Source organism: Streptomyces sp. NPDC026515 (genome assembly GCF_055567595.1).
The window spans coordinates 132,746-152,272 of the sequence record NZ_JBVHQD010000009.1; the positions used below are offsets into that span (position 1 = coordinate 132,746).

A 19,527-nucleotide genomic window follows, 5' to 3' on the forward strand; every position below is an offset into this window, starting at 1 on the left:
GGCAGACGAGTCGGGCTGTACGCCGGGTTCTGTTCCCCGGTCCCTCGCGGGAGCCGGGGTGACGGCCATCCATCTAGGGCCGGTGTTGCCACCGGCCTCGTGCGGTCTACCCGGGGGCTCGGGCGGGCAGCCCTCGAACGTCCCCGCAGGGCCGCCTCTTACAGCGGCCCCTCTTGACCTTGCTCCGGGTGGGGTTTACCTAGCTGCCCAGGTCGCCCTGGGCACTGGTGGTCTCTTACACCACCGTTTCACCCTTACCGAGGCCCGTACGAATACGGTCCCCGGCGGTTTGCTTTCTGTGGCACTGTCCCGCGAGTCGCCTCGGGTGGCCGTTAGCCACCACCCTGCCCTGTGGAGCCCGGACGTTCCTCGGGAAGCCCCTGTGAAGGGGCTCCACGCGGCCGTCCGCCCGGCTCGTCTGCCGTGTGGACCATGTTAGCGGGCGCCGGCCTCGTCTCGTTCCGGCCGGGGGCGACGCAGCACCAGCCGTGCCGGCCTCGACCCCTTCGGTGCCGGTGCCGAGGCCAGAGTCGCCAGGACCGAGCCGGTCAGGATCAGCGCGAAGGAGACCGCGATCGTCGCGGTGAAGCTCTCGCCCAGGAAGAGCGCACCCGCCGCCACCGCCACCGCCGGGTTGACGTACGTGATCACCGTCGAGCGGGTCGGGCCTATCTCCTTGATCAGTTCCAGGAAGGCCACGAACGCCACCGCCGTGCACAGGACGCCCAGGGCCAGGAGGGACAGGAGGGCTCCTGAGGAGGGCACGGCCGTGGGCCAGGTGGCTGCTGCCGCGGGGGCGTAGACCAGCGTGGCCAGGGTCAGGCAGGGGGCTATGAGCTGCAGGGTCGGGACGTCCTTCAGGCGGCGGGCCGCTATCAGGGGGGCCGTCGCGTAGCCGACGACCGTGAGCAGGACCTCGCCGAGGGAGCGGGCGTCGCCGCCGGTCAGGTGGGGGACGGTGAGGACGCCTACGCCCGCCAGGCCGATCAGGAGGCCCGTCACCCGTCGCGCGCCCAGGTGTTCCGTGTCGCCGAAACAGCGCGCCGCGACCACGCCCACGATCGGTACGCCCGCGATCAGCAGGCCCGCCGTCGAGCTGGACAGGTGGCGTTCGGCGTCCGTGAGGGTGAACCAGGGGCCCATGATCTCGATGCACGCGAAGGCCAGCATCGGGCGCCAGTGGGTGCGGATGGTCAGCCACAGGCCTCCCTGGCGGATCGCCAGGGGCAGCAGGAGCAGCGCGCCCACCGCGCAGCGGGCGAAGACCACCATCGACGGGGACACCTCGTCCACCGCCACCTTGATCATCAGATAGGGGATGCCCCAGATCACTCCCATGAGGGAGAACAGGAACCAGCCTCGTGCAGTCATGCGTACAGGATCGGGGTCAGGATCGTCCCGGGTCTTGAACGCTGTTGCGGTAGGCCGCCGGGGTCACGCCCAGGACCCTGCGGAACCAGCGGGTGAGGTGGGCCTGGTCGGCGAAGCCCACCAGGGCGGCGGCCTCGGCCGGGCGTACGCCCGAGTCCAGGAGGGCGCGGGCCCTGGTCACCCGGTACTGGGCCAGCCAGGCATACGGCGGCATCCCCATCGTCGTACGGAAGGCCCGCAGGAGTTGGTAGCGGGACAGGCCCAGGTCGGCCGCCAGGGCGGAGAGGGACGGTGGGGCGGTGAGTTCGTCGGCGAGTCTGTCCCGGACGACGAGGGATATGCCGTGTGCTCCGGGGACGTGGTCCTGCGCCGGGCGGGCCGTGGAGTGGCGGCGGGACAGGGCCGTCAGCAGCCACGGGAGGCGGGATTCCGCTTCCAGCGGGTCCGGGCAGTGGGCGAGGTCGGTGTGGGCCTGGCTGAGGGCAGCGGCCAGTTCCGGGTCGTCCAGGACCGGGTCGCGGAAGTGCGGGGTGCCGGCGGCCAGGGTGCCCTCCGCCAGCAGGGACGGGTCCGCGTACAGGGCGCGGTAGGCGTAGCCCTCGTCCGGGGTGGCCGGGCCGCCGGTGTGCATCTCGCCGGGGGCGAGGACGACGATCGCGCCGGGGCCGTTGCGGATGTGGCCGCCCCGGTAGTCGATGATCTCCGAGCCGCCCACGCACACTCCGATGGTGAACTCCGCATGGGCGTGCGGGGCGTAGATGTGGCGCTCGAAATGCGCCGTCAGCAGGTCGAGCGGCGGGCCGCAGCGACCCAGCCGCGCCCTTGTCCACCGTGCTTGTTCCGCCACTTCCGGCACCCCCTGTGCGGCCCCCTGCGCGTCAAGGGTGCAACGCGTTCAGGCGTCGGTTCCATCCCTCATCCGCTCCAGCGCGTCGAAGGCCGCCCCCATCCGTTCCCGGTGGTCCCGTGCGACCTCCGGGAACGGCTCGCCCGCCAGTTGGCGCCGCACGGAGGTGACGCACACCGAGCGGTACGCGGCGACGGTCACGGCCGCGAGCAGTTCCGGGTCGGTCTGACCGGCGTCGGCGAGTGCTCCGGCGAGCGCCCGTTCCACCTCCTCGGCGCCCTCGCGGGCGCGTGCCAGCAGCGCCGGTGAGGCTGCCACGACCGGCCAGAAGCCCTCGAAGCCCTCCCCGACGCCGCCCAGCGGGTGCCCGGCGTCGATGAACCGGAAGGCCAGGCGGCGCAGTGCATTGAGCGGGGGCTCGTCGGGGGCGCGGTCCCGTACCGCCCCGGAGAAGGCCGCCACGGCCTCCGGGATGCGGTCGAGGAACAGGTCCTCCTTGCGCGGGAAGTAGTTGAAGACGGTCATCGCGGAGACGCCCGCCGCTCGCGCGACCTCGGCGACCGTCACCTGGTCGAAGCCGTGCTCCCGGAACATCACCGTCGCCACGTTCGAGATCCGCTGCCGCGTCTCCCGCTTCTTGCGCTCCCGCAGGGTCTCCCCCGGCCTGCTGTCCGGCCGGCTCCCTGGCCCGCTCTCATCGATCACAAGAAAACTATAGCGGCTCGAAACTTTTAGTGACTACAGTGAAGTCATGACAGCAACGGATCGCAAAGATCACGAAGAACAGACCTACGACGTGGTGGTGGCCGGTGGAGGGCCCGTGGGGCTCTTTCTCGCCGGTGAGCTGCGGCTCGGCGGGGCCCGGGTACTGGTCGTGGAGCGGCTGGCCGAGGTGGACGTCACCATCAAGGCGGGCGGCATCAACACGGCCGGCGCGGTGGCCCTCTACCGGCGGGGCCTGCTGCCCGAGCTCGCCGAAGCCTGGGAGAGGAACCGGTGGCGGCTGCAGGCCTTCCTCGGGGATCGCGGCGCCGACGCGGCCCGTACTCCCCCGAAGTTCGCCGGGCACTTCGCCGGGATCATGATGCGCGGAGACCTGTTCGACGCCTCCGACCCGGCGTTCGCCGACATCGGTCCCGCCGACCGGGTCGGTCTCGGTGTCCCGCAGGCCGACCTGGAGCGGATCCTGGCCGCCCGCGCCGAGCGGCTCGGCGTGGAGGTGCGCCGGGGCGTGGAGCTGACCGGCTTCGACACCGACGGCGGGAGTGTGGTCGTACACCTCGACGGCGGCGAGGACGTCCGGGCCGGCTGGCTCGTCGGGTGCGACGGCGGGCGCAGTACCGTCCGCAAGCTCGCCGGGTTCGACTTCCCCGGGAGCGATCCGGAGATCACCGGCTACCAGGCGGTCGTCGAGATGAGCGGGGGCGAGCGGCTGGGGAAGGGGTGGAACACCACCGACGTGGGGACGTACGTCAACGGGCCGTTCCCCGGACGGATCCTGACCGTCGAGTTCGACGGGCCGCCCGCCGACCGTTCCGCGCCCATCACCGCGGACGAGCTCCAGGCCGCCCTGCGCCGGGTGTCGGGGGTGCCCGAGGTGACCGTCCACGAGGTGCACTCCTCGACCCGGTTCACCGACAACGCCCGGCAGGCGAGCACCTACCGCAGGGGCCGGGTGCTGCTCGCCGGGGACGCGGCGCACGTGCACTCGCCGTTCGGCGGCCAGGGGCTCAACCTCGGGCTCGGCGACGCCCTGAACCTCGGCTGGAAGCTCGCGGCGGTGGCACAGGGGCGGGCCCCGGAGTCCCTGCTCGACAGCTACACCGCCGAACGCCATCCGGTCGGCGCCTGGGTGCTGGACTGGACCCGCGCCCAGGTCGCCGTGATGCGGCCCGACCGGCACGCCCGCGCCCTGCGCCGGGTCGTCACCGACCTCGCGCTGACGCGGGAGGGGACGACCTACCTCGTCGGGCAGATCTCCGGCGTCCGGCAGCGGTACGACCTGCCCGGCGAGCACCCGTTGACCGGCGGGAGCGCCCCTGACCTGGAGTTCTCCGACGGCACCCGGCTCGGCGACCGGCTGCACGACGGCCGGGCGGTGCTGTTCGACCTCGCGGACGACCCCAAGCTGCGGGCCCGCGCCGAGGAGTACGGCGACCGGGTGGACGTCGTCACCGCGGTCTGCCCGGGGCGGCCGGAGCTGACCGGTCTGCTCGTGCGGCCCGACGGGTTCGCCGCCTGGGCCGCCGACGGGGACGACGACCGGGGGGACGGCCTCGACGACGCGCTCACCCGCTGGTTCGTCGCGACAGCCGGCTGAGCCCGCGGCCGGCCTTGCCGCGACGTCAACGTCTGTACGGGCGGGACCGCACCCTCCGGCACGCCGTGGTCCTCGCCCGGATCCGGCGGCCGACCGAGCTGGGCCTCGGGCTCGCCGAGGTGCGGGACGTGCTCGCGGACGACCCGGCAAGGACCTCGTCGGCGTACTCAGCGGACTCGACGAGGACCTGGCCCGGCAGGAGGCGGGGATCCGGGAACGGCGGCTGCGCCTGCGGGCTCCGCTGGACGCGGGCGAGCTGCCCGCCTCGCAGACCTCCGTGACCCTCGGACCGGCCGGTCCCGTCACCCGCTTCACCCTGCTGGGCCGGGCCCGTGAGGTGCGCGTGGTGCGGTTGCGGCCCGCCGACGCGACCGGCCTCGTACGACAGCTCACGACGGAACGGCGGCTCACGCGGGCGCGAACCGGACCTTCGTCGTCCCCGGATCGGCCTGGGTCAGCCGCACCGGCAGCCGCTCGCCCAGCGGAAGAGGCGCGTCGGCCTCGATCCGGCCGATGACGGCGGGCTGCTGCAACAGGACCTTCCCCACGGCCGGCCGATGCGGCTCGACCTCCACCACGCACCCGTCGAAGACCTCCCCGACGCGGTCCTTGAGCAGCGCCGCCTCGACGATGTCGACGCTCTCCCGCTCCACGGTGCCGGCCCGCCGCGCGCCTTCGGCCATCTCCTTGGGGAGCAGGTCCAGCGCCATCAGCACCCAGTCGGGCGGGGCCTCGCCGGCCGCCGCCGCCAGGCACAGCTCCAGGACGTAGCGGTCGGCCAGCCGGCGCAGCGGCGCGGTGCAGTGCGCGTAGGGGGCGGCCACGGCCGCGTGGGTGCTGATCGCGGGCCGCACGCCGTCCCTGAAGACCGTGTAGCCGGCGCCACGCAGCAGCGTGGTGCACTCCTGGAGGAAGGCGGCGTGGCGGGGACGGCGCGGGTTCAGGGAGCGGATGAGGGCCGCGTAGGAGACATGGTGCGGCCAGTCGATGTGCAGGGCGGTGGCGGTACGGCGCAGCCGCGCGACGGCGCCGTCGGGGGCGGTGGGCAGGGTGCGCAGTACGCCGGTGCCGTAGGTGAGCATCAGATCGGCGGCGGCCATGCCGGTGAGCAGGGAGATCTGGGCGTTCCAGGACTCGGCGGGCAGCGGGGCGCGGTAGCTGAGCCGGTAGGTGTGGTCGTACTCGACGATCTCCTGCTCCGGCACGTTGAGCGAGATGCCGCCGCGCTCCACCTCGAGGCGTTCGCGCGCTTCGCCGACCACCCTGAGCAGGGCGAGGGGTTCCTCGGCGGTCCCCTCGTCGATCCGCTGCTGCACGCCGGCGTAGTCCAGCTTGGCCCGGCTGCGGACCAGGGACCGGCGGACGTCGGCGGTCCGCGTCCGGCCCTCCGCGTCCAGGTCGATGGTCCACAGGACGGCCGGGGAGGTCTGGCCGGGGAGCAGGCTGGCCGCGCCCTCGCCGAGCACGGCGGGGTGCAGCGGGATCCGCTCGTCCGGGAAGTAGAGCGTGTTCACACGGTGGTGTGCCTCGGAGTCGAGGTCGCCGCCGGGTACGACGAAGGCGGCGACGTCGGCGATGGCGTACCGCACGCGGTAGCCGCCCTGGTGCCGGGAGAGGTGCATCGCCTGGTCGAGGTCGTTCGCGGTGGGCGGGTCGATCGTGACGAAGGGGATGTCGGTCGCGTCGTGGGCGGGCACGGCCGGGTATCTCGCGGCGCTCTCGGCTTCCGCGAGGACCTCGGGCCGGAAGTCGTCCGGGATGCCGAGGTCGTCCCGGAGTGCGGCGAGCGCGGCCCGCAGGGGCGCCTCGGGGGCACCCTTGACGCGTATGTGGCGGCTGGGCATACGACGAGCGTAGTCACATCGTGCCGGTCCGGCGCTCTACGCTGGCACGGAGCGTCGATCGAAGAGCGTGATGGTGAAGAGGAGTACGTGTGCTGGTCCTGCTGCCGCCCTCGGAGGGCAAGGCGTCCTCGGGACGTGGTGCCCCGCTGAAGTCCGGGGCGCTGTCCCTGCCGGGCCTCACGGACGCCCGCGAGGCCGTGCTCGCCGAGCTGGTCGACCTGTGCGCCGGTGACGAGGAGAAGGCGCGTGAGGTCCTCGGGCTGAGCGAGGGACTGCGCGGCGAGGTCGCGAAGAACGCGAAGCTGCGGACGGCCGGTGCGCGGCCGGCCGGGGAGATCTACACGGGGGTGCTGTACGACGCCCTCGGTCTGGCCTCCCTGGACACGGCCGCCAAGCGGCGGGCCGCGCGGTCGCTGCTGGTGTTCTCGGGGCTGTGGGGCGCGGTCCGGGTGACGGACCGGATCCCCTCGTACCGCTGCTCGATGGGGGTGCGGCTGCCGGGGCTCGGTGCGCTGGGGACGCACTGGCGCAGGTCGATGGCCGAGGTGCTGCCGGAGGCGGCCGGGGCGGGGCTGGTGCTGGACCTGCGGTCGGCGGCGTATGCGGCCGCGTGGAAGCCGAGCGGGGAGGTCGCCTCGCGGACGGCGACCGTGCGGGTGCTGCACGCGCCGACGCGGAAGGTGGTCAGCCACTTCAACAAGGCGACGAAGGGGCGGATCGTACGGAGTCTGCTGACCGCGGGGATCGCGCCGGGTGGTCCGGGTGAGCTGGTGGAGGCGTTGCGGGACCTGGGGTACGAGGTGGAGGCGGCGGCACCGGGGAAGGCGGGGCAGGCCTGGGCGCTGGATGTGCTGGTGGACGAGATCCATTAGGGAGACGGCATCCGTTGCAGAGAATGCAACGAGCTTTGCGTGCTGTGCATCGCCCCGGCAGGATGTCGCCCATGCCCACCTCCGTGCTGGACCTCGCCCCCGTCGTCCCCGTCGTCGTGATCGAGGACGCCGGCGATGCCGTACCGCTCGCACGGGCGCTGGTGGCCGGGGGGCTGCCCGCGATCGAGGTGACCCTGCGGACGCCGGCCGCGCTGGAGGCGATCCGGGCCATCGCCGGCGCGGTGCCGGACGCCGTGGTCGGAGCCGGGACCGTGCTGACGCCCGGCCAGGTCACGGAGTGCGTGGCGGCGGGAGCGCGGTTCCTGGTGAGCCCGGGGTGGACGGACGGGCTGCTGGGCGCGATGGCCGCGTCCGGGGTGCCGTTCCTGCCGGGCGTGTCGACCGCCTCGGAGGTGGTGGCGCTGCTCGAACGCGGGGTGCGGGAGATGAAGTTCTTCCCGGCGCAGGCCGCCGGCGGCACGGCCTATCTGAAGTCCCTCGCGGGTCCGCTCCCGCAGGCCCGCTTCTGCCCGACCGGCGGGATCGGCGCGCAGAACGCCCCGGAGTACCTCGCCCTTCCCAACGTGGGCTGCGTGGGCGGCACGTGGATGCTCCCGGCGGATGCCGTGGCCGCCCGGGACTGGGCCCGCGTCGAGTCGCTGGCGCGGGCCGCGGCGGGTCTCAGGGACGCAGGTGGGACGTGTCGTTGAAGAGCCGTACGCTCGCGTTGCCGTCCCGGTAGTACGCCACCGCCGACAGCGAGGCCGCCGACAGCTCCATGCGGAACAGGGACTTGGCCGGGGCGCCGAGGGCGAGCCGCACGAACGTCTTGATCGGCGTGACGTGGGTGACCAGCAGGACGGTACGGCCCGCGTAGGCGGCGACCAGCTTGTCCCGGGTGGCCGCGATCCGGGTCGCCGTCTCGGCGAAGCTCTCGCCGCCGCCGGTCGGGTGGGCCTCCGGGTCGGCGAGCCAGGCGTTCAGGTCGTCCGGGTAGCGCTCGCGGACCTCGCCGAAGGTGAGACCCTCCCAGGCGCCGAAGTCCGTCTCCTTGAGCCCCTCCTCGAGAGTGACGTCCAGGCCGAGGCGCTCGGCGACGGCGGCGGCGGTCTGCCGGGTGCGGGTGAGCGGGGAGGCGAGGATCACCTCGATCGTGCCGCGCCGGGCGAGGGCGCCGGCGGCGGCCTGCGCCTGCCCCAGACCGACGGGAGACAGGGCCGGGTCGGTGCCGCCGCTGCCGGAGAAGCGTTTCTGGGGCGTGAGGGGGGTCTCGCCGTGGCGGAGGAGGACGAAGGTGGCGGGGGCGCCCATGTCCGGCGACGCCCAGCCGGAGGCCGGCTGAGGTGCCGTGGCGGCATGGCGTGCGGCGCGGGTGTCGGAGGCGGGTGCGTCGGCAGTCGTCACAGTGCGGGTGAGTGGGGGCTGGTCGCGCAGTTCCCCGCGCCCCTGACGGGGCGCTGTCCCGGCCGCCGGTTCCCACCGCTCGCCGCGCTTGCCCGCGTCCATCGCCTCGTTGGCCAGGCGGTCGGCGTGTTTGTTCTCGGCTCTCGGGATCCACTCGTAGGTCACCCGGTCCGCGGGGAACACCCGCGCCGCCTCCGCCGCCAGGGGCTTCATGTCGGGGTGCTTGATCTTCCAGCGGCCGGACATCTGCTCGACCACCAGCTTGGAGTCCATACGCACGTGGACGCTCGCGGACGGGTCGAGTTCCCGGGCGGCCCGCAGTCCCGCCAGCAGTCCCCGGTACTCGGCGACGTTGTTGGTGACGACCCCGAGGTACTCGGCCGCCTCGGCCAGTGTCTCGCCGGTCGCCGCCTCGATGACCACCGCGCCGTAGCCGGCCGGTCCCGGGTTGCCCCGGGAGCCGCCGTCCGCCTCGACGATGAACTCCCTTGCCACGCGCGTCCCTTGCTACAGGCCGGACTCGGCCGTGCGGACCAGGATGCGGCGGCAGTTCTCGCAGCGCACGACGGTGTCGGGCGCGGCCGAGCGGATCTCGTTCAGCTCGGTGATGGCGAGCTCCTGGCGGCAGCCCTGGCAGCTGCGGGCGTACAGCTTGGCCGCGCCGATGCCGCCCTGCTGCTCGCGCAGCTTGTCGTAGAGCTTCAGCAGGTCCGCGGGGACCGTGCCCGCGATGACCTCGCGCTCCTTGGCGACCGTGGCCGCCTCGGCCTCGAGTTCCCCGGACGCGGCGTTGCGGCGGCCGGTGGCCTCGTCGATCCGGCCCTGGACGGCACCGGTCCGCTCGGTCAGTTCGGCGACCCGCTCCTGCGCGGACTCGCGGCGCTCCATGACCTCGAGGACGACGTCCTCCAGGTCGCCCTGGCGCTTGGCGAGGGAGACGATCTCCTTCTGGAGGTTCTCCAGGTCCTTGGGGGAGGTGACGGCGCCGGAGTCCAGGCGCTGCTGGTCGCGGGCGGCGCGCTGGCGCACCTGGTCCACGTCCTGCTCGGCCTTGGTCTGCTCGCGGGCGGTGTCGCTCTCCTCGGTCTGCGCGGCCACCAGCAGGTCGCGCAGCTGGGTGAGGTCCTTGGTCAGCGAGTCGATCTCGGCGTGCTCGGGCAGCGACTTCCGCTTGTGCGCCAACTGCTGGAGGCGGACGTCCAGGGCCTGGACGTCGAGGAGTCGGATCTGGTCGGCGGGCGCGGCGTTCAGTTGGGGGCTCCAAGGGACGGTGAGTGGCTGGTCCAGGGGTCGGTGACCGTCTTGGAGACGTGCACGCGGAGGTCCCAGCCGTGGCGGTCGGAGATCTCGTCGAGCTGGGCTGCGGCCAGCTCGCACCAGGGCCATTCGGTGGCCCAGTGCGCCGCGTCGAGCAGCGCGAGGGGGCTGTGGGCTACGGCTTCGGAGGCCGGGTGGTGGCGCAAATCCGCGGTGAGGAAGGCGTCCACCCCGGCGGCGCGTACGACGTCGAAGAGGCTGTCGCCGCTGCCGCCGCTGACGGCGACCCTGCGGACGAGGGCCTCGGGATCGCCGGCGACGCGGATGCCCTGCGCGGTGGCGGGCAGCCGGGCGGCGGCCCGCTCGACGAGGTCGCGGACGGTCACCGGGTGGTCCAGTTCGCAGATCCGGCCCAGGCCACGGCGGCCCTTCGGGTCGGTGGCGTCCGGCACCAGGGGGGCCACCACCCGCAGGTCCAGGGCCCCGGCGAGCGCGTCGGAGACGCCCGGGTCGGCCGTGTCGGCGTTGGTGTGGGCGACGTGCAGCGCGATGTCGTTCTTGATGAGGGTGTGCACCACGCGGCCCTTGAAGTGGCCCGCGGCGACCGTGGTCGTGCCGCGCAGGTAGAGGGGGTGGTGGGTGACCAGCAGGTCGGCGCCCAGCTTCACCGCCTCGTCGACGACGTCCCGCACCGGGTCGACCGCGAACAGGACCCGCGCGACCTCCTGGTCGGGGTCGCCGACGACGGTGCCGACCGCGTCCCAGGACTCGGCCCGCTCGGCGGGCCACAGGCTCTCCAGCGCGGCGATGACTTCTGACAGACGGGGCACGGGGAAAGGCTACCTGCCTGTTCCCCGGGGCTGTACCTGCTCGCCCACGCGAGGCGACGCCCAGCACACCCGTCCCCGTTTCCTCAGGCGAATCGTCGAGTGTGCACCCGTATGTGTGAAGCCATGGGGCGCTGCTGCCCCGCCTGTGCGTACGAAAACTAGCTTCGTGGCCGGAGGTGACCGAGAGATGACGGTCTGTGCGATCGAACCCTCGGCTGCGGACGAGGACGACAGCGCGCCGAGAGCGGGCTGCACCATCACGGCGGACGGGGCGTACGCGGCCCGGCTGGCCGAGCAGGCAGGTTCCTGGTACCCGGAGCGGTGGACGCTGGACGGCCCCGAGCCGTACGCCGTGCCGCTGCCCGGCAACCAGCCCGAGGAGCCGGGCACGGAGCTGCAGCCGATGGGCGACGGGCGGGTGCTCATCCGCCGGCTGGTGGACGGGCGGCACCACTTCACCCTGCTCTATCCGACCGGGCCCGGCACCGGTGAGCTGCCGCTGGGCGCGGTGGAGTGCCCGGACGCGGGGACGTCGCTACGGCTGCTGCCGCCCGCGCCCGGCGGCCGCACCGCGTACGCGCTCGCGGTGGGGCCGCGCACCTCCACGGTGTGGCTGGTGGCGGGCGGAGCCTTCGGGCCGGAGCGGCTCGCGGTGGTCCCGGGACGCTGTTCGGGCGGGGTCTGGCTGGACCGCGGCGGGCGGATGCTGGCCCTGGACCGGGAGCTGGGCGGGCGGACCAAGGCGGTCGTGGTCGATCTGGGGCGGGGCGGCGAGGTGTCGCCGCTGCTGCAGATCGCGGCCGACAGCGACGACCGGCTGCTGCTCGCCGAACCGGACAGCGGACTGATCCTGGTCGGCTCGGACGCCCCCTCTCCCGGGCAGGAACGATTGGGCTGGGGTGTTCTCGGCAGCACGCTGCCGGTGCGCTTCCCGGAAAGCCTGCGGCCGGCGGCGTGCACGGTGACGCCGTTCGCGATCCAGCCGGGCCTGGTGCTGATGCCGGAGAACTGCGGGGTGGCGCTGCGCATCGACGGCCCGTACGGCAGCTGGGTCGGCGCCTGGCGGCCGCGGGCCCGCGGGGTGTGCCATCTCCCGGCGCCCGAGGGGTGGCTGGCGGGCGTCGGGTCGTGGACGCAGGACGGGGTGCTGCGTCTTCCGTACGCCACGGGGGAGGTCCCGTGCGGTGTGGCGGAGGTCGCGGTGCCCTGGGGGGAGACGGGGGAGCACGGGGGGCCGGGCGACGCGGGCCCGGAGGATCCGGTTCGGGACGGCACGGCCGCCGGGGAGTTCGGTACGCCCCGGGAGCAGGCGGAACCGGACCCTCCGGTGCCTGTCGTGGCGCGGCCGGTGCCGCTCCAGCAGGCTCCGCTGGGCGGGCTGGTGACGAAGTAGGGACGGCTTGTAACGAAGTAGCACCGGTCGGCGTGCCTGCCTGGATCCGCCCCATGCCGGGTTGGTTAAAATCGCCGCGCTGTAAGAAAGATCATGTTGACGGGGTGAATTCTTCCGATGAGCGACACCAGCACGTCTCAGCACCTGTCCGCCGGCCTGGAGGAGTCCGACAGCCACGGCAAGCACCGTGGTCCGGTCTCGGCCCAGGACGGCGAATCGGCCCCGAGCGGCCGGCACCGCAAGCCGGAGCCGGCCGAGACCGCGGCCTGACGGCACCTACGACAGCGGCTCCGCCCCTTGTGGGGGTGGGGCCGCTGTCCGTCTGCCACAGTCCGGGCGTCTGCCGCCGTCCGGGCGCCTGCCGCCCTACTGGCGTTTCAGTCCCAGCACCTCCGCCGCCGCGAAGGTCTCCCCCGCCGGCCGGTCGGCGTAGTGCGGGGTGAGCAGGGCGTCGAGTTCGTCGTAGCTGAAGGTGTCCTGCTTGCTGTCGAACCTGGCCTGGACCCGCGGCCGTTCGACGACGGCGACCATGCCGCCGTGGACGACCAGCAGCTGACCGTTGACCAGCCCGGCGGCCGGGGACGCCAGGTAGCCGACGAGCGGGGCGACGTGTTCGGGGGCGAGCGGGTCGAGGCCCTCGGCGGGCCGCTCGAACCCGGCGAAGACGTCCTCGGTCATCCGGGTGCGGGCGCGTGGGCAGATCACGTTGGCGGTCACGCCGTACTTGGCGAGGGCGAGGGCGGTGGAGGTGGTGAGGCCGACGATGCCGCCTTTCGCCGCCGCGTAGTTGGGCTGGCCGGCCGAACCGGCGAGGAAGGCCTCCGAGGAGGTGTTGACGATCCGGCCGTACACCCGCGCGCCGCCGGCCGCCTTGGACCGCTCCCGCCAGTGCGCGGCCGCGAAGCGGGTGGTGTTGAAGTGACCCTTGAGGTGGACCCGGATCACCGAGTCCCACTCGTCCTCGGTCATGGAGAAGACCATGCGATCGCGCAGGATGCCGGCGTTGTTGACGAGGATGTCCAGCTTGCCGTACCGGGTTGTCGCCAAGGTGAGAAGGTCTCGCGCCTGTGAGAAGTCCGCGATGTCCCCGGTGTGGGCGACGGCCTGGCCGCCCGCAGCGCGGATCTCCTCGGCGACCTGCTCGGCGGGGCCCGTCGAGGCCGTCCCCGAGCCGTCCCGGCCCGGCTGGCCGAAGTCGTTGACGACGACGGCCGCGCCCAGCCGGGCCAGTTCGAGCGCCTCGGCCCGGCCGAGCCCCCGGCCCGCGCCGGTGACGACCGCGCTGAGCCCTTCCAGTGGCCTCTGCGGCATACGGCGTCCCCTCAGATCTCGATGCAGGTGCGCAGCGCGGTGCCGGTGCGCATCTGGTCCAGGGCCTCGTTGATCTCCGCCAGCGGCACCCGGTGGGTGATCAGGCCCTCCAGGTCGACGCGGCCGGCCCGCCACAGGGCGATCGTGCGTTCGTAGGAGCCGACCACGTCTCCGCCGCCGTACATGGACGGCAGGATCCGCTTCTCGTCGAAGAACAGCTCGAACATGTTGAGCTGGAGGAAGTCGTCCATCGCGCCGGCGCCGACGACCACGAGGGTGCCGCCGCGCCGGGTGTTGTCGTAGGCCGTGCGGGCGGTGGCGGACCTGCCGACGACCTCGAAGACGTAGTCGAAGCCCTCGCCGGCGGTGACCTCCTGCTTGGCGCCGGGCAGTTCGTCGGGCGAGACGGCCCTCGTCGCCCCGAACCGGAGCGCGGCCTCGCGCCGGGACGCGACCGGGTCGACGGCGACGATCTCGGCCGCCCCCTTGAGCCGGGCCCCCTGGATCGCCGAGATCCCGACCCCGCCGCACCCGATCACCGCGACCGACGAACCGGCCTCCACGTCGGCCGTGTTGAGGGCCGCGCCGAGTCCGGTGGTGACCCCGCAGCCGATCAGCGCGGCGATGTCGAAGGGCACGTCGTCCGGGATCGGCACCGCGCATCCGGCGTCGACCACGACCTCCTCGGCGAAGGTGCCGGTGCCGGCGAAGCCGAAGACGTCACCGCCGGAGCGCCTGAAGTTGGGGGTGCCGGCGTTCATGAACCCGGCCAGGCACAGCTCGGTCTGCCCGCGCCGGCAGGCCGGACAGGCCCCGCAGGCCGGCAGCCAGCAGACGACCACCCGGTCGCCCGGCTTGACCCGGGTGACGCCCTCCCCCACTTCCAGGACCTCGCCCGCGCCCTCGTGGCCCGGCACGAACGGGGCCGGCTGCGGAAGCACCCCGTTCATCGCCGACAGGTCCGAGTGGCACAGCCCGGTGGCGCGCACCCGTATCCGCACCCTGCCGGGGCCGAATCCGACCGCCTCGACGTCGTCGAGGACCTCAAGCTTCTCCTGACCGATCTCCTGCAGTACGGCTGCGCGCATGGTGCGGCTCTCCCCTCGACTGCGTGCCTGTTCAAGCGAGTTCAAGCGAGTTCATGTGGGTTCTTCTGGGCTCTCGTGGGTTCACGAGTGTTCGACGATCGTGTCGGCGAGGACGGGCGCGTCGTCCCGCTCGACGGCGCCGACGGCCACGCGGATCTCGGAGGCTCCCCGCCACATGCGGATGCGCAGGGTCTCCCCCGGGTAGACCACGCCGGCGAACCGCGTCGTGTACGACCGCACCCGGCTCACGTCCCCGCCGAGCAGGGTGTCCACGACCGCCTTGAGCGTCATGCCGTAGGTGCACAGCCCGTGCAGGATGGGCCGGTCGAAGCCGGCGAGCTTGGCGAACTCCGGGTCGGCGTGCAGGGGGTTGTAGTCGCCGGAGAGACGGTAGAGCAGGGCCTGGTCCTCACGGACCGGCCGCTCGACGGTCCGGTCGGGCTCACCGGCGGGCGGGTTCTGCCGGGTGGACGGGCCGCGGTCGCCACCCCAGCCACCCTCCCCCCGTACGAAGATCTGCGCGTCGTTGGTCCACAGCGGCCCGTCGTCGTCCGCGACCTCGGTGCGCATCACCAGGACGGCCGCCTTGCCCTTGTCGTACACGGCGGCGATCCGGCCGGTCGCGGTGGCCGTGCCTTCCACGGGGAGGGGGCGGTGGACGGTGAGCGACTGGCCGCCGTGCAGCACCTTGGCGAGGTCGACGTCGACGCCGGGCATGGACAGCCCGCTGATCACCCCGGGCGAGCCGGCCCCCGCCACGGTGGCGAAGCTCGGCAGTACGTGCAGCCGGGACTCCAGGGTGTAACGCAGTTCGTCGGGGTCGGTGGCGGGGCGGCCGGCACCGATGCCCAGGTGGTAGAGCTGGACGTCCCGGCGCTCCCAGCGGATCTCCCCGGACCGGGGTTCGGCGGCGAGGGCCTTGGCTGCGTCGATGGGCATACGGCTCCTGAGGTGTCTCAAGACCTCGGCACGACCGTCCGCACCGTCGGCCGCACCGAGGTCGTCCACGGGGCGGGTCCAAGGGGGTGTCCCTAGAACGCGTTCCAGTCCAGCGCCCCTTGTATAGCCGAGCGCTCCACACTTGTGAAGACTCCTGACACAGTGTCAGATGTGGCCGTGCCGGGCCATGACATTTGTCCTGCCCGAGTCCGTACAACCGCATCTGCCGCGCCCGGTGCCCGGGTTCGTAGCGTCGTAGCCATGACATGGACAGGTGGGACGGCAGGCCTGACGGAGCGTGCGGTGTCCTTCGCGGGGGCGGTCAAGACCTTCGGGGCGCTGCGCGCGGTGGACGGGGTGGACCTGGAGATCGGGCGCGGTGAGACGGTCGCGCTGCTCGGCCGCAACGGCGCGGGCAAGTCGACGACGATCTCGCTGCTGCTCGGGCTGGACACGCCCGACGCCGGCACGGTCGAACTGTTCGGCGCGCAGCCGGCGAGGGCCGTACGGAGCGGACTGGTCGGAGCGATGCTCCAGGAGGCAAGGGCGGTGCCCCGGGTCACCGTCGGCGAACTGGTCACCTTCGTGGCCCGGCGCTATCCGGCCCCGATGTCCGTCGCGCAGGCCCTGGAGCTGGCCGGTATCGGCGAGCTGGCCGGGCGCCGCGTGGACCGCCTGTCGGGCGGCCAGACGCAGCGCGTGCGCTTCGCCGTGGCGCTGGCCGGGAACCCGTCCCTGGTCGTCCTGGACGAGCCGACCGCCGCCCTGGACGTGGAGGCGCGGCACGCGTTCTGGCAGTCGATGCGGGCGTACGCCCGGCGCGGCCACACCGTCCTGTTCTCCACGCACTACCTGGAGGAGGCGGACGCGCACGCCGACCGCATCCTCGTCATCGACCGCGGCCGGATCGTCGCGGACGGCAGCGGCGAACAGCTCAAGCGGGCGGCCGGCGGCAACCTCGTCTCCTTCGATCTGGCGGGCCGCGCCACCGAGGGCCTGGCGGGGCTGCCCGGCGTGCGCTCCCTCGAAGTGCGCGGCGACCGCGCGCTGCTGCGTACCGACGACTCGGACGCGACCGTGATCGCGCTGGCCGCCCGGAACGCGATCCGCGGCCTCGAAGTCATCCCCGCCTCGCTGGACGACGCCTTCCTGGCCCTGACCTCGGGCCCGCGAACCGGTGACCGTCCGCCGGACGGAGCGCTGCGCGCCGCGGCCGGCCCGAAGGCCGCCCTCCCCGCCCGTACCGCCGCTGAGACGGAGACCGTCTGATGCCCGACTACCTGCGCCTCGAAGTACGCCGGACCCTGCGCGACGTCGGTTTCGTCGTCGGCGGGATCGCGATGCCGGTGATGATGTACCTGCTCTTCACCAACCTGGGCGGCGACGACAGCGGCTACCGGACCCAGGCCATGGTCGGCATGGCCGCCTACGGCGCGGTCGGCTCGGCCCTGAACACCGGCGGCGGGGTCGCCGAGGACCGGGCGATCGGCTGGCTGCGGCAGCTCCGGGTGACCCCGATGACCCCGCGCCAGGTCGTCCTCGGCCGGGCGCTGACCGGCTCGGTGACCGTACTGCCCGCGATCCTCGCGGTGCTCGCGGCGGGCGGCCTGGTCAACGGGGTGCGGCTGGCCCTCTGGCAGTGGGCGGGGATCGCGCTGCTGCTCTGGCTGGGCTCGATCCCCTTCACCCTGCTCGGGCTCGGCAACGGCTACGGGCTGACCGCCCAGGCCACCGGCGTGACGAACATGGCCTGCAACCTGGGGCTCGCCGTGGTCGGCGGTCTGTGGTTCCCGATCAGCCTGTTCCCCCGCTGGCTGCGCGCCGTCTCGGAGTACACCCCGACCAACCGCTTCGCCGAACTCGGCACCTCCGTCGCCGACGGGCACGCCCCGGCACTCGGCGCGATCGCCGTCCTGACGGCTTGGCTGTTCGCGTTCGGTTCGTACGCTGTCATGGCGTACCGCCGCACCGGGCGGACCGTGTGAACGGGGGAGCGGGAGAGATGTCCTGGATGCTGGGGATCACCGGTCAGCTGCGCCGGTGGCGGGCGGGGCGCGCGCGGTGGAAGGCCGACATGGCGGAGTTCAAGGCCGCGCGGAAGGAGTCGCGCCGCAGGGGCGAGTGGCCCGAGAACCCGGGTCCGCCGCCGACCGGCTTCACCCTGCTGCCGTGGCTGCTGCTGGGGCTGGGCTCCTTCTCCAACCTCCTCCAGGGCAAGACCCCCAACCCCTGGATCGGCGGCCTGGGCCTGCTGACCTTCAACTCGCTCTACATCTACGTCGTGTTCCGCTCCTTCGTGAAGGAGGCGCGCGAGGCCGTCTCGACGCGGGTGGCGCTCGGCCTGATGGGCCTGCTCACCTGCGGCCTGGCCCTCGGCTACGGCGGCAGCTGGCTGTACTTCTTCCCGCTGCTCGGCCTGGCCACCGGGGCCTGCCTGCGCGGGCCCCGGCTGGGCCAGATCGGCCTCTCGCTGACCGCCCTGGCGGCGGTGGTCTCCGCGTACCGGGCGGGCTGGGACGGGATCAACGTCGCCTACGGCACCTTCCTGTCCACCATGGTGACCGCCGCGATCCTCTCCCTGTCCGAGGCGGTACGGGAGCTGCGCGCCGCCCGCGAGGAACTGGCCCGGCGCGCGGTGGAGAAGGAGCGGCTGCGCTTCTCCCGGGATCTGCACGACCTGCTGGGCCACACCCTCTCGGTGATCGTCGTCAAGTCGGAGGCGGCCCGGCGCCTCGCCCCCCGTGACATGGACGCGGCCCTCTCCCAGATCTCCGACATCGAGTCGGTCGGCCGGCAGGCGCTCACCGAGATCCGCGAGGCGGTCACCGGCTACCGCGAGGGCAGTCTGGCCACGGAACTCGACCGGGCCCGCTCGGTCCTGACGGCGGCGAACGTCGAACCGGTCGTCCGGCAGACCGGGACGCCGCTCGCCCCGCAGACCGAGACCCTGCTGGGCTGGGTGGTGCGCGAGGCGGTCACCAACGTGGTCCGGCACAGCGACGCCGCCCACTGTGAGATCACCGTCGACAGCGGCGCCGAGCGGGTCCGGCTGACGGTCACCGACGACGGCACCGGCGCGAGTGCCGACGAGCCGCGCCTCGCGGGCGTCGGCGGCACCGGCCTGAAGGGGCTGACCGAACGCCTCGCGGCGGCGGGCGGCTCCCTCGAAGCCGGCCCCTCGCCCCGCGGCGGCTTCACGGTCACCGCGGAACTCCCCACCGAGTCACTGGAGTTGCTGACCTCGATGACGGTGGCGACTACGGCGCCCACGGCGAGCTGACGACCCAGCTCACGTCGTCGGTCCAGGACGGGGCGCTGTCCGAGGCGTTGGAGTGGCCGTCGCTCGCTGTGTAGAGGTTGCAGTCGTAGTGGCGCAGACAGCGCGTCGGGTAGTTGTACGAGGCGAACGGGGTGCCCGTGCCGCTCTTGCCTCTCCCCGGGCAGAAGGTGGCGTCGGCTGTGAACGTGGCGGTGCCGTCCATGGGCTGCCGCAGGAGCTTGAAGTTGTGGTGGCGCAGGAAGTCACCGGGGTGGTTCCGTGACTCGAAGGAGACGCAGGAGCCGCTCGCCGGCCCGCGCCGGACGATCCAGGTGGCGTCGTTCCTGTCCAGGGCGGAGCTGGAGGCGGTGACGGCGGGGAGGACGGCCGCGTCGGCCTGGTGGCGGAGACAGTCGGTGGTGCAGCAGGACGTCGTGGCCTTCAGGGAGATCTCCGAGCCGGGGCTGAGCGTGCCGGAGGACCCGGTCGCGCCGCCGTAGCCGACGGAGACGATGTCGGACTGGACGGCGTCGTCGGCGGCGTCGGTCGGGATGCCGGAGGTCATCACGCAGGCGTCGCGCCCGTGCCGGTGCTGGCGGAGTCGGTGCTGTGGCGATCGAAGTACCGAACCCATTCGACGGTCGAAATACCGGCCATCGGCCGGGAATTCGGAGAATTGCAGAGGTGATTGTTTGAACACGGTCAATCGCCGTCAGGCCCTGGAGCGGGAAACAATGACCACTCTTTGTTTCGCGGGCCCGAAGCTAGGCTTGGGCCGTGTACGAGCCTGCG

The 19,527-nt window shown here is 73.1% G+C and carries 19 protein-coding genes, 1 other RNA gene and 1 pseudogene; 9 read left to right on the top strand and 12 right to left on the bottom strand.

The genetic code is table 11. The annotated features are described in order from the left end of the window. Positions 1-2: 2 nt before the first annotated feature. From rnpB to ACZ4O3_RS20455, 4 genes are all read right to left on the bottom strand, one after another. An RNA gene (gene rnpB / locus ACZ4O3_RS20440) (RNase P RNA component class A) lies at positions 3-417 on the bottom strand. 18 nt (positions 418-435) lie between these two features. Continuing rightward, entirely contained in the window at positions 436-1,371 is a 936-nt protein-coding gene (locus ACZ4O3_RS20445) for a DMT family transporter (RefSeq protein WP_362714088.1), read from the bottom strand. A gap of 16 nt (positions 1,372-1,387) precedes the next feature. Then, entirely contained in the window at positions 1,388-2,218 is an 831-nt protein-coding gene (locus ACZ4O3_RS20450; RefSeq protein ID WP_362714086.1) for a helix-turn-helix transcriptional regulator, read from the bottom strand. Positions 2,219-2,266: 48 nt separating this feature from the next. Beyond that, entirely contained in the window at positions 2,267-2,920 is a 654-nt protein-coding gene (locus tag ACZ4O3_RS20455; protein WP_467723657.1) for a TetR/AcrR family transcriptional regulator, read from the bottom strand. A gap of 49 nt (positions 2,921-2,969) precedes the next feature. On the opposite strand from ACZ4O3_RS20455, the gene ACZ4O3_RS20460 reads away from it, so the two are divergent. Next, positions 2,970-4,538: an FAD-dependent monooxygenase gene (locus ACZ4O3_RS20460; RefSeq protein WP_467723424.1), complete on the top strand. Its 1,569-nt coding sequence runs from the start codon at positions 2,970-2,972 to the stop codon at positions 4,536-4,538. Further along, positions 4,535-4,782 (top strand): annotated as a pseudogene (locus tag ACZ4O3_RS20465) (MerR family transcriptional regulator); the annotation flags it as partial. The gene ACZ4O3_RS20460 and the pseudogene ACZ4O3_RS20465, both read left to right, overlap by 4 nt. A gap of 163 nt (positions 4,783-4,945) precedes the next feature. Here ACZ4O3_RS20465 and ACZ4O3_RS20470 read toward each other — a convergent pair. Further along, positions 4,946-6,382 carry an RNB domain-containing ribonuclease gene (locus ACZ4O3_RS20470; protein ID WP_467723426.1) on the bottom strand — a complete coding sequence of 479 codons (1,437 nt, stop codon included), beginning with the start codon at positions 6,380-6,382 and terminating at the stop codon, positions 4,946-4,948. Positions 6,383-6,471: 89 nt separating this feature from the next. Between ACZ4O3_RS20470 and yaaA the strand changes: the two genes are divergently transcribed. Further along, positions 6,472-7,254 carry a peroxide stress protein YaaA gene (yaaA, locus tag ACZ4O3_RS20475; RefSeq protein WP_467723428.1) on the top strand — a complete coding sequence of 261 codons (783 nt, stop codon included), beginning with the start codon at positions 6,472-6,474 and terminating at the stop codon, positions 7,252-7,254. A 62-nt stretch (positions 7,255-7,316) separates the two neighbouring features. Beyond that, positions 7,317-7,964 carry a bifunctional 4-hydroxy-2-oxoglutarate aldolase/2-dehydro-3-deoxy-phosphogluconate aldolase gene (locus ACZ4O3_RS20480; RefSeq protein ID WP_384987518.1) on the top strand — a complete coding sequence of 216 codons (648 nt, stop codon included), beginning with the start codon at positions 7,317-7,319 and terminating at the stop codon, positions 7,962-7,964. Here the strand turns inward: ACZ4O3_RS20480 and ACZ4O3_RS20485 are convergent. Genes ACZ4O3_RS20485 through ACZ4O3_RS20495 form a run of 3 tightly spaced genes read right to left on the bottom strand, consistent with a single transcriptional unit; the run spans position 7,936 to position 10,745 of the window. Then, entirely contained in the window at positions 7,936-9,153 is a 1,218-nt protein-coding gene (locus ACZ4O3_RS20485; RefSeq protein ID WP_467723430.1) for a bifunctional RNase H/acid phosphatase, read from the bottom strand. The two genes, ACZ4O3_RS20480 and ACZ4O3_RS20485, sit on opposite strands and share 29 nt — an antisense overlap. Before the next feature lie 12 nt (positions 9,154-9,165). Beyond that, positions 9,166-9,909 carry a zinc ribbon domain-containing protein gene (locus ACZ4O3_RS20490; protein ID WP_362730875.1) on the bottom strand — a complete coding sequence of 248 codons (744 nt, stop codon included), beginning with the start codon at positions 9,907-9,909 and terminating at the stop codon, positions 9,166-9,168. After that, positions 9,906-10,745, bottom strand: coding sequence for a Nif3-like dinuclear metal center hexameric protein (locus ACZ4O3_RS20495; protein ID WP_362730872.1), 840 nt, complete (start codon positions 10,743-10,745; stop codon positions 9,906-9,908). The genes ACZ4O3_RS20490 and ACZ4O3_RS20495 overlap by 4 nt, the downstream gene beginning before the upstream one ends. A gap of 187 nt (positions 10,746-10,932) precedes the next feature. Here ACZ4O3_RS20495 and ACZ4O3_RS20500 point away from each other — a divergent pair, with 187 nt between their 5' ends. Then, a complete protein-coding gene (locus ACZ4O3_RS20500) occupies positions 10,933-12,138 on the top strand; it encodes a hypothetical protein (protein ID WP_467723432.1) in 1,206 nt (401 codons plus the stop codon). A 117-nt stretch (positions 12,139-12,255) separates the two neighbouring features. After that, a complete protein-coding gene (locus tag ACZ4O3_RS20505; protein ID WP_362730152.1) occupies positions 12,256-12,408 on the top strand; it encodes a hypothetical protein in 153 nt (50 codons plus the stop codon). Between the two features lie 96 nt (positions 12,409-12,504). On the opposite strand, the gene ACZ4O3_RS20510 is transcribed toward ACZ4O3_RS20505, so the two are convergent. The 3 genes from ACZ4O3_RS20510 to ACZ4O3_RS20520 form a co-directional block, all read right to left on the bottom strand. Then, the gene (locus ACZ4O3_RS20510; protein ID WP_362730155.1) at positions 12,505-13,449 is read right to left on the bottom strand and encodes a 3-oxoacyl-ACP reductase; all 945 of its coding nucleotides are present in this window, start codon (positions 13,447-13,449) and stop codon (positions 12,505-12,507) included. 11 nt (positions 13,450-13,460) lie between these two features. After that, complete coding sequence (locus ACZ4O3_RS20515) at positions 13,461-14,537, bottom strand: Zn-dependent alcohol dehydrogenase (RefSeq protein ID WP_467723434.1); 1,077 nt, start codon at positions 14,535-14,537, stop codon at positions 13,461-13,463. Positions 14,538-14,618: 81 nt separating this feature from the next. Next, entirely contained in the window at positions 14,619-15,476 is an 858-nt protein-coding gene (locus tag ACZ4O3_RS20520) for a MaoC/PaaZ C-terminal domain-containing protein (protein WP_467723436.1), read from the bottom strand. A gap of 261 nt (positions 15,477-15,737) precedes the next feature. Here ACZ4O3_RS20520 and ACZ4O3_RS20525 point away from each other — a divergent pair, with 261 nt between their 5' ends. The 3 genes from ACZ4O3_RS20525 to ACZ4O3_RS20535 are packed head-to-tail and all read left to right on the top strand — an operon-like array spanning position 15,738 to position 18,756. Next, entirely contained in the window at positions 15,738-16,745 is a 1,008-nt protein-coding gene (locus ACZ4O3_RS20525; protein WP_467723438.1) for an ABC transporter ATP-binding protein, read from the top strand. Next, positions 16,745-17,461, top strand: a complete 717-nt coding sequence (locus ACZ4O3_RS20530; protein WP_467723440.1) for an ABC transporter permease — start codon at positions 16,745-16,747, stop codon at positions 17,459-17,461. Before ACZ4O3_RS20525 ends, ACZ4O3_RS20530 begins: the two co-directional genes overlap by 1 nt. 17 nt (positions 17,462-17,478) lie before the next feature. Beyond that, on the top strand, positions 17,479-18,756 hold the full coding sequence (locus ACZ4O3_RS20535; protein WP_467723442.1) for a sensor histidine kinase: 1,278 nt from the start codon (positions 17,479-17,481) through the stop codon (positions 18,754-18,756). Here the strand turns inward: ACZ4O3_RS20535 and ACZ4O3_RS20540 are convergent. Further along, positions 18,734-19,300: an AbfB domain-containing protein gene (locus tag ACZ4O3_RS20540; protein WP_467723444.1), complete on the bottom strand. Its 567-nt coding sequence runs from the start codon at positions 19,298-19,300 to the stop codon at positions 18,734-18,736. The genes ACZ4O3_RS20535 and ACZ4O3_RS20540 overlap by 23 nt on opposite strands. Positions 19,301-19,527: the final 227 nt, after the last annotated feature.

Coding starts and splice junctions, on each gene's coding strand:
- ACZ4O3_RS20445 (WP_362714088.1), bottom strand. CDS start 1,371: ATGACTGCACGAGGCTGGTTCCTGTTCTCCCTCATGGGAGTGATCTGG.
- ACZ4O3_RS20460 (WP_467723424.1), top strand. CDS start 2,970: ATGACAGCAACGGATCGCAAAGATCACGAAGAACAGACCTACGACGTG.
- ACZ4O3_RS20470 (WP_467723426.1), bottom strand. CDS start 6,382: ATGCCCAGCCGCCACATACGCGTCAAGGGTGCCCCCGAGGCGCCCCTG.
- ACZ4O3_RS20480 (WP_384987518.1), top strand. CDS start 7,317: ATGTCGCCCATGCCCACCTCCGTGCTGGACCTCGCCCCCGTCGTCCCC.
- ACZ4O3_RS20500 (WP_467723432.1), top strand. CDS start 10,933: ATGACGGTCTGTGCGATCGAACCCTCGGCTGCGGACGAGGACGACAGC.
- ACZ4O3_RS20505 (WP_362730152.1), top strand. CDS start 12,256: ATGAGCGACACCAGCACGTCTCAGCACCTGTCCGCCGGCCTGGAGGAG.
- ACZ4O3_RS20510 (WP_362730155.1), bottom strand. CDS start 13,449: ATGCCGCAGAGGCCACTGGAAGGGCTCAGCGCGGTCGTCACCGGCGCG.
- ACZ4O3_RS20515 (WP_467723434.1), bottom strand. CDS start 14,537: ATGCGCGCAGCCGTACTGCAGGAGATCGGTCAGGAGAAGCTTGAGGTC.
- ACZ4O3_RS20520 (WP_467723436.1), bottom strand. CDS start 15,476: ATGCCCATCGACGCAGCCAAGGCCCTCGCCGCCGAACCCCGGTCCGGG.
- ACZ4O3_RS20525 (WP_467723438.1), top strand. CDS start 15,738: ATGACATGGACAGGTGGGACGGCAGGCCTGACGGAGCGTGCGGTGTCC.
- ACZ4O3_RS20530 (WP_467723440.1), top strand. CDS start 16,745: ATGCCCGACTACCTGCGCCTCGAAGTACGCCGGACCCTGCGCGACGTC.
- ACZ4O3_RS20535 (WP_467723442.1), top strand. CDS start 17,479: ATGTCCTGGATGCTGGGGATCACCGGTCAGCTGCGCCGGTGGCGGGCG.
- ACZ4O3_RS20540 (WP_467723444.1), bottom strand. CDS start 19,300: ATGACCTCCGGCATCCCGACCGACGCCGCCGACGACGCCGTCCAGTCC.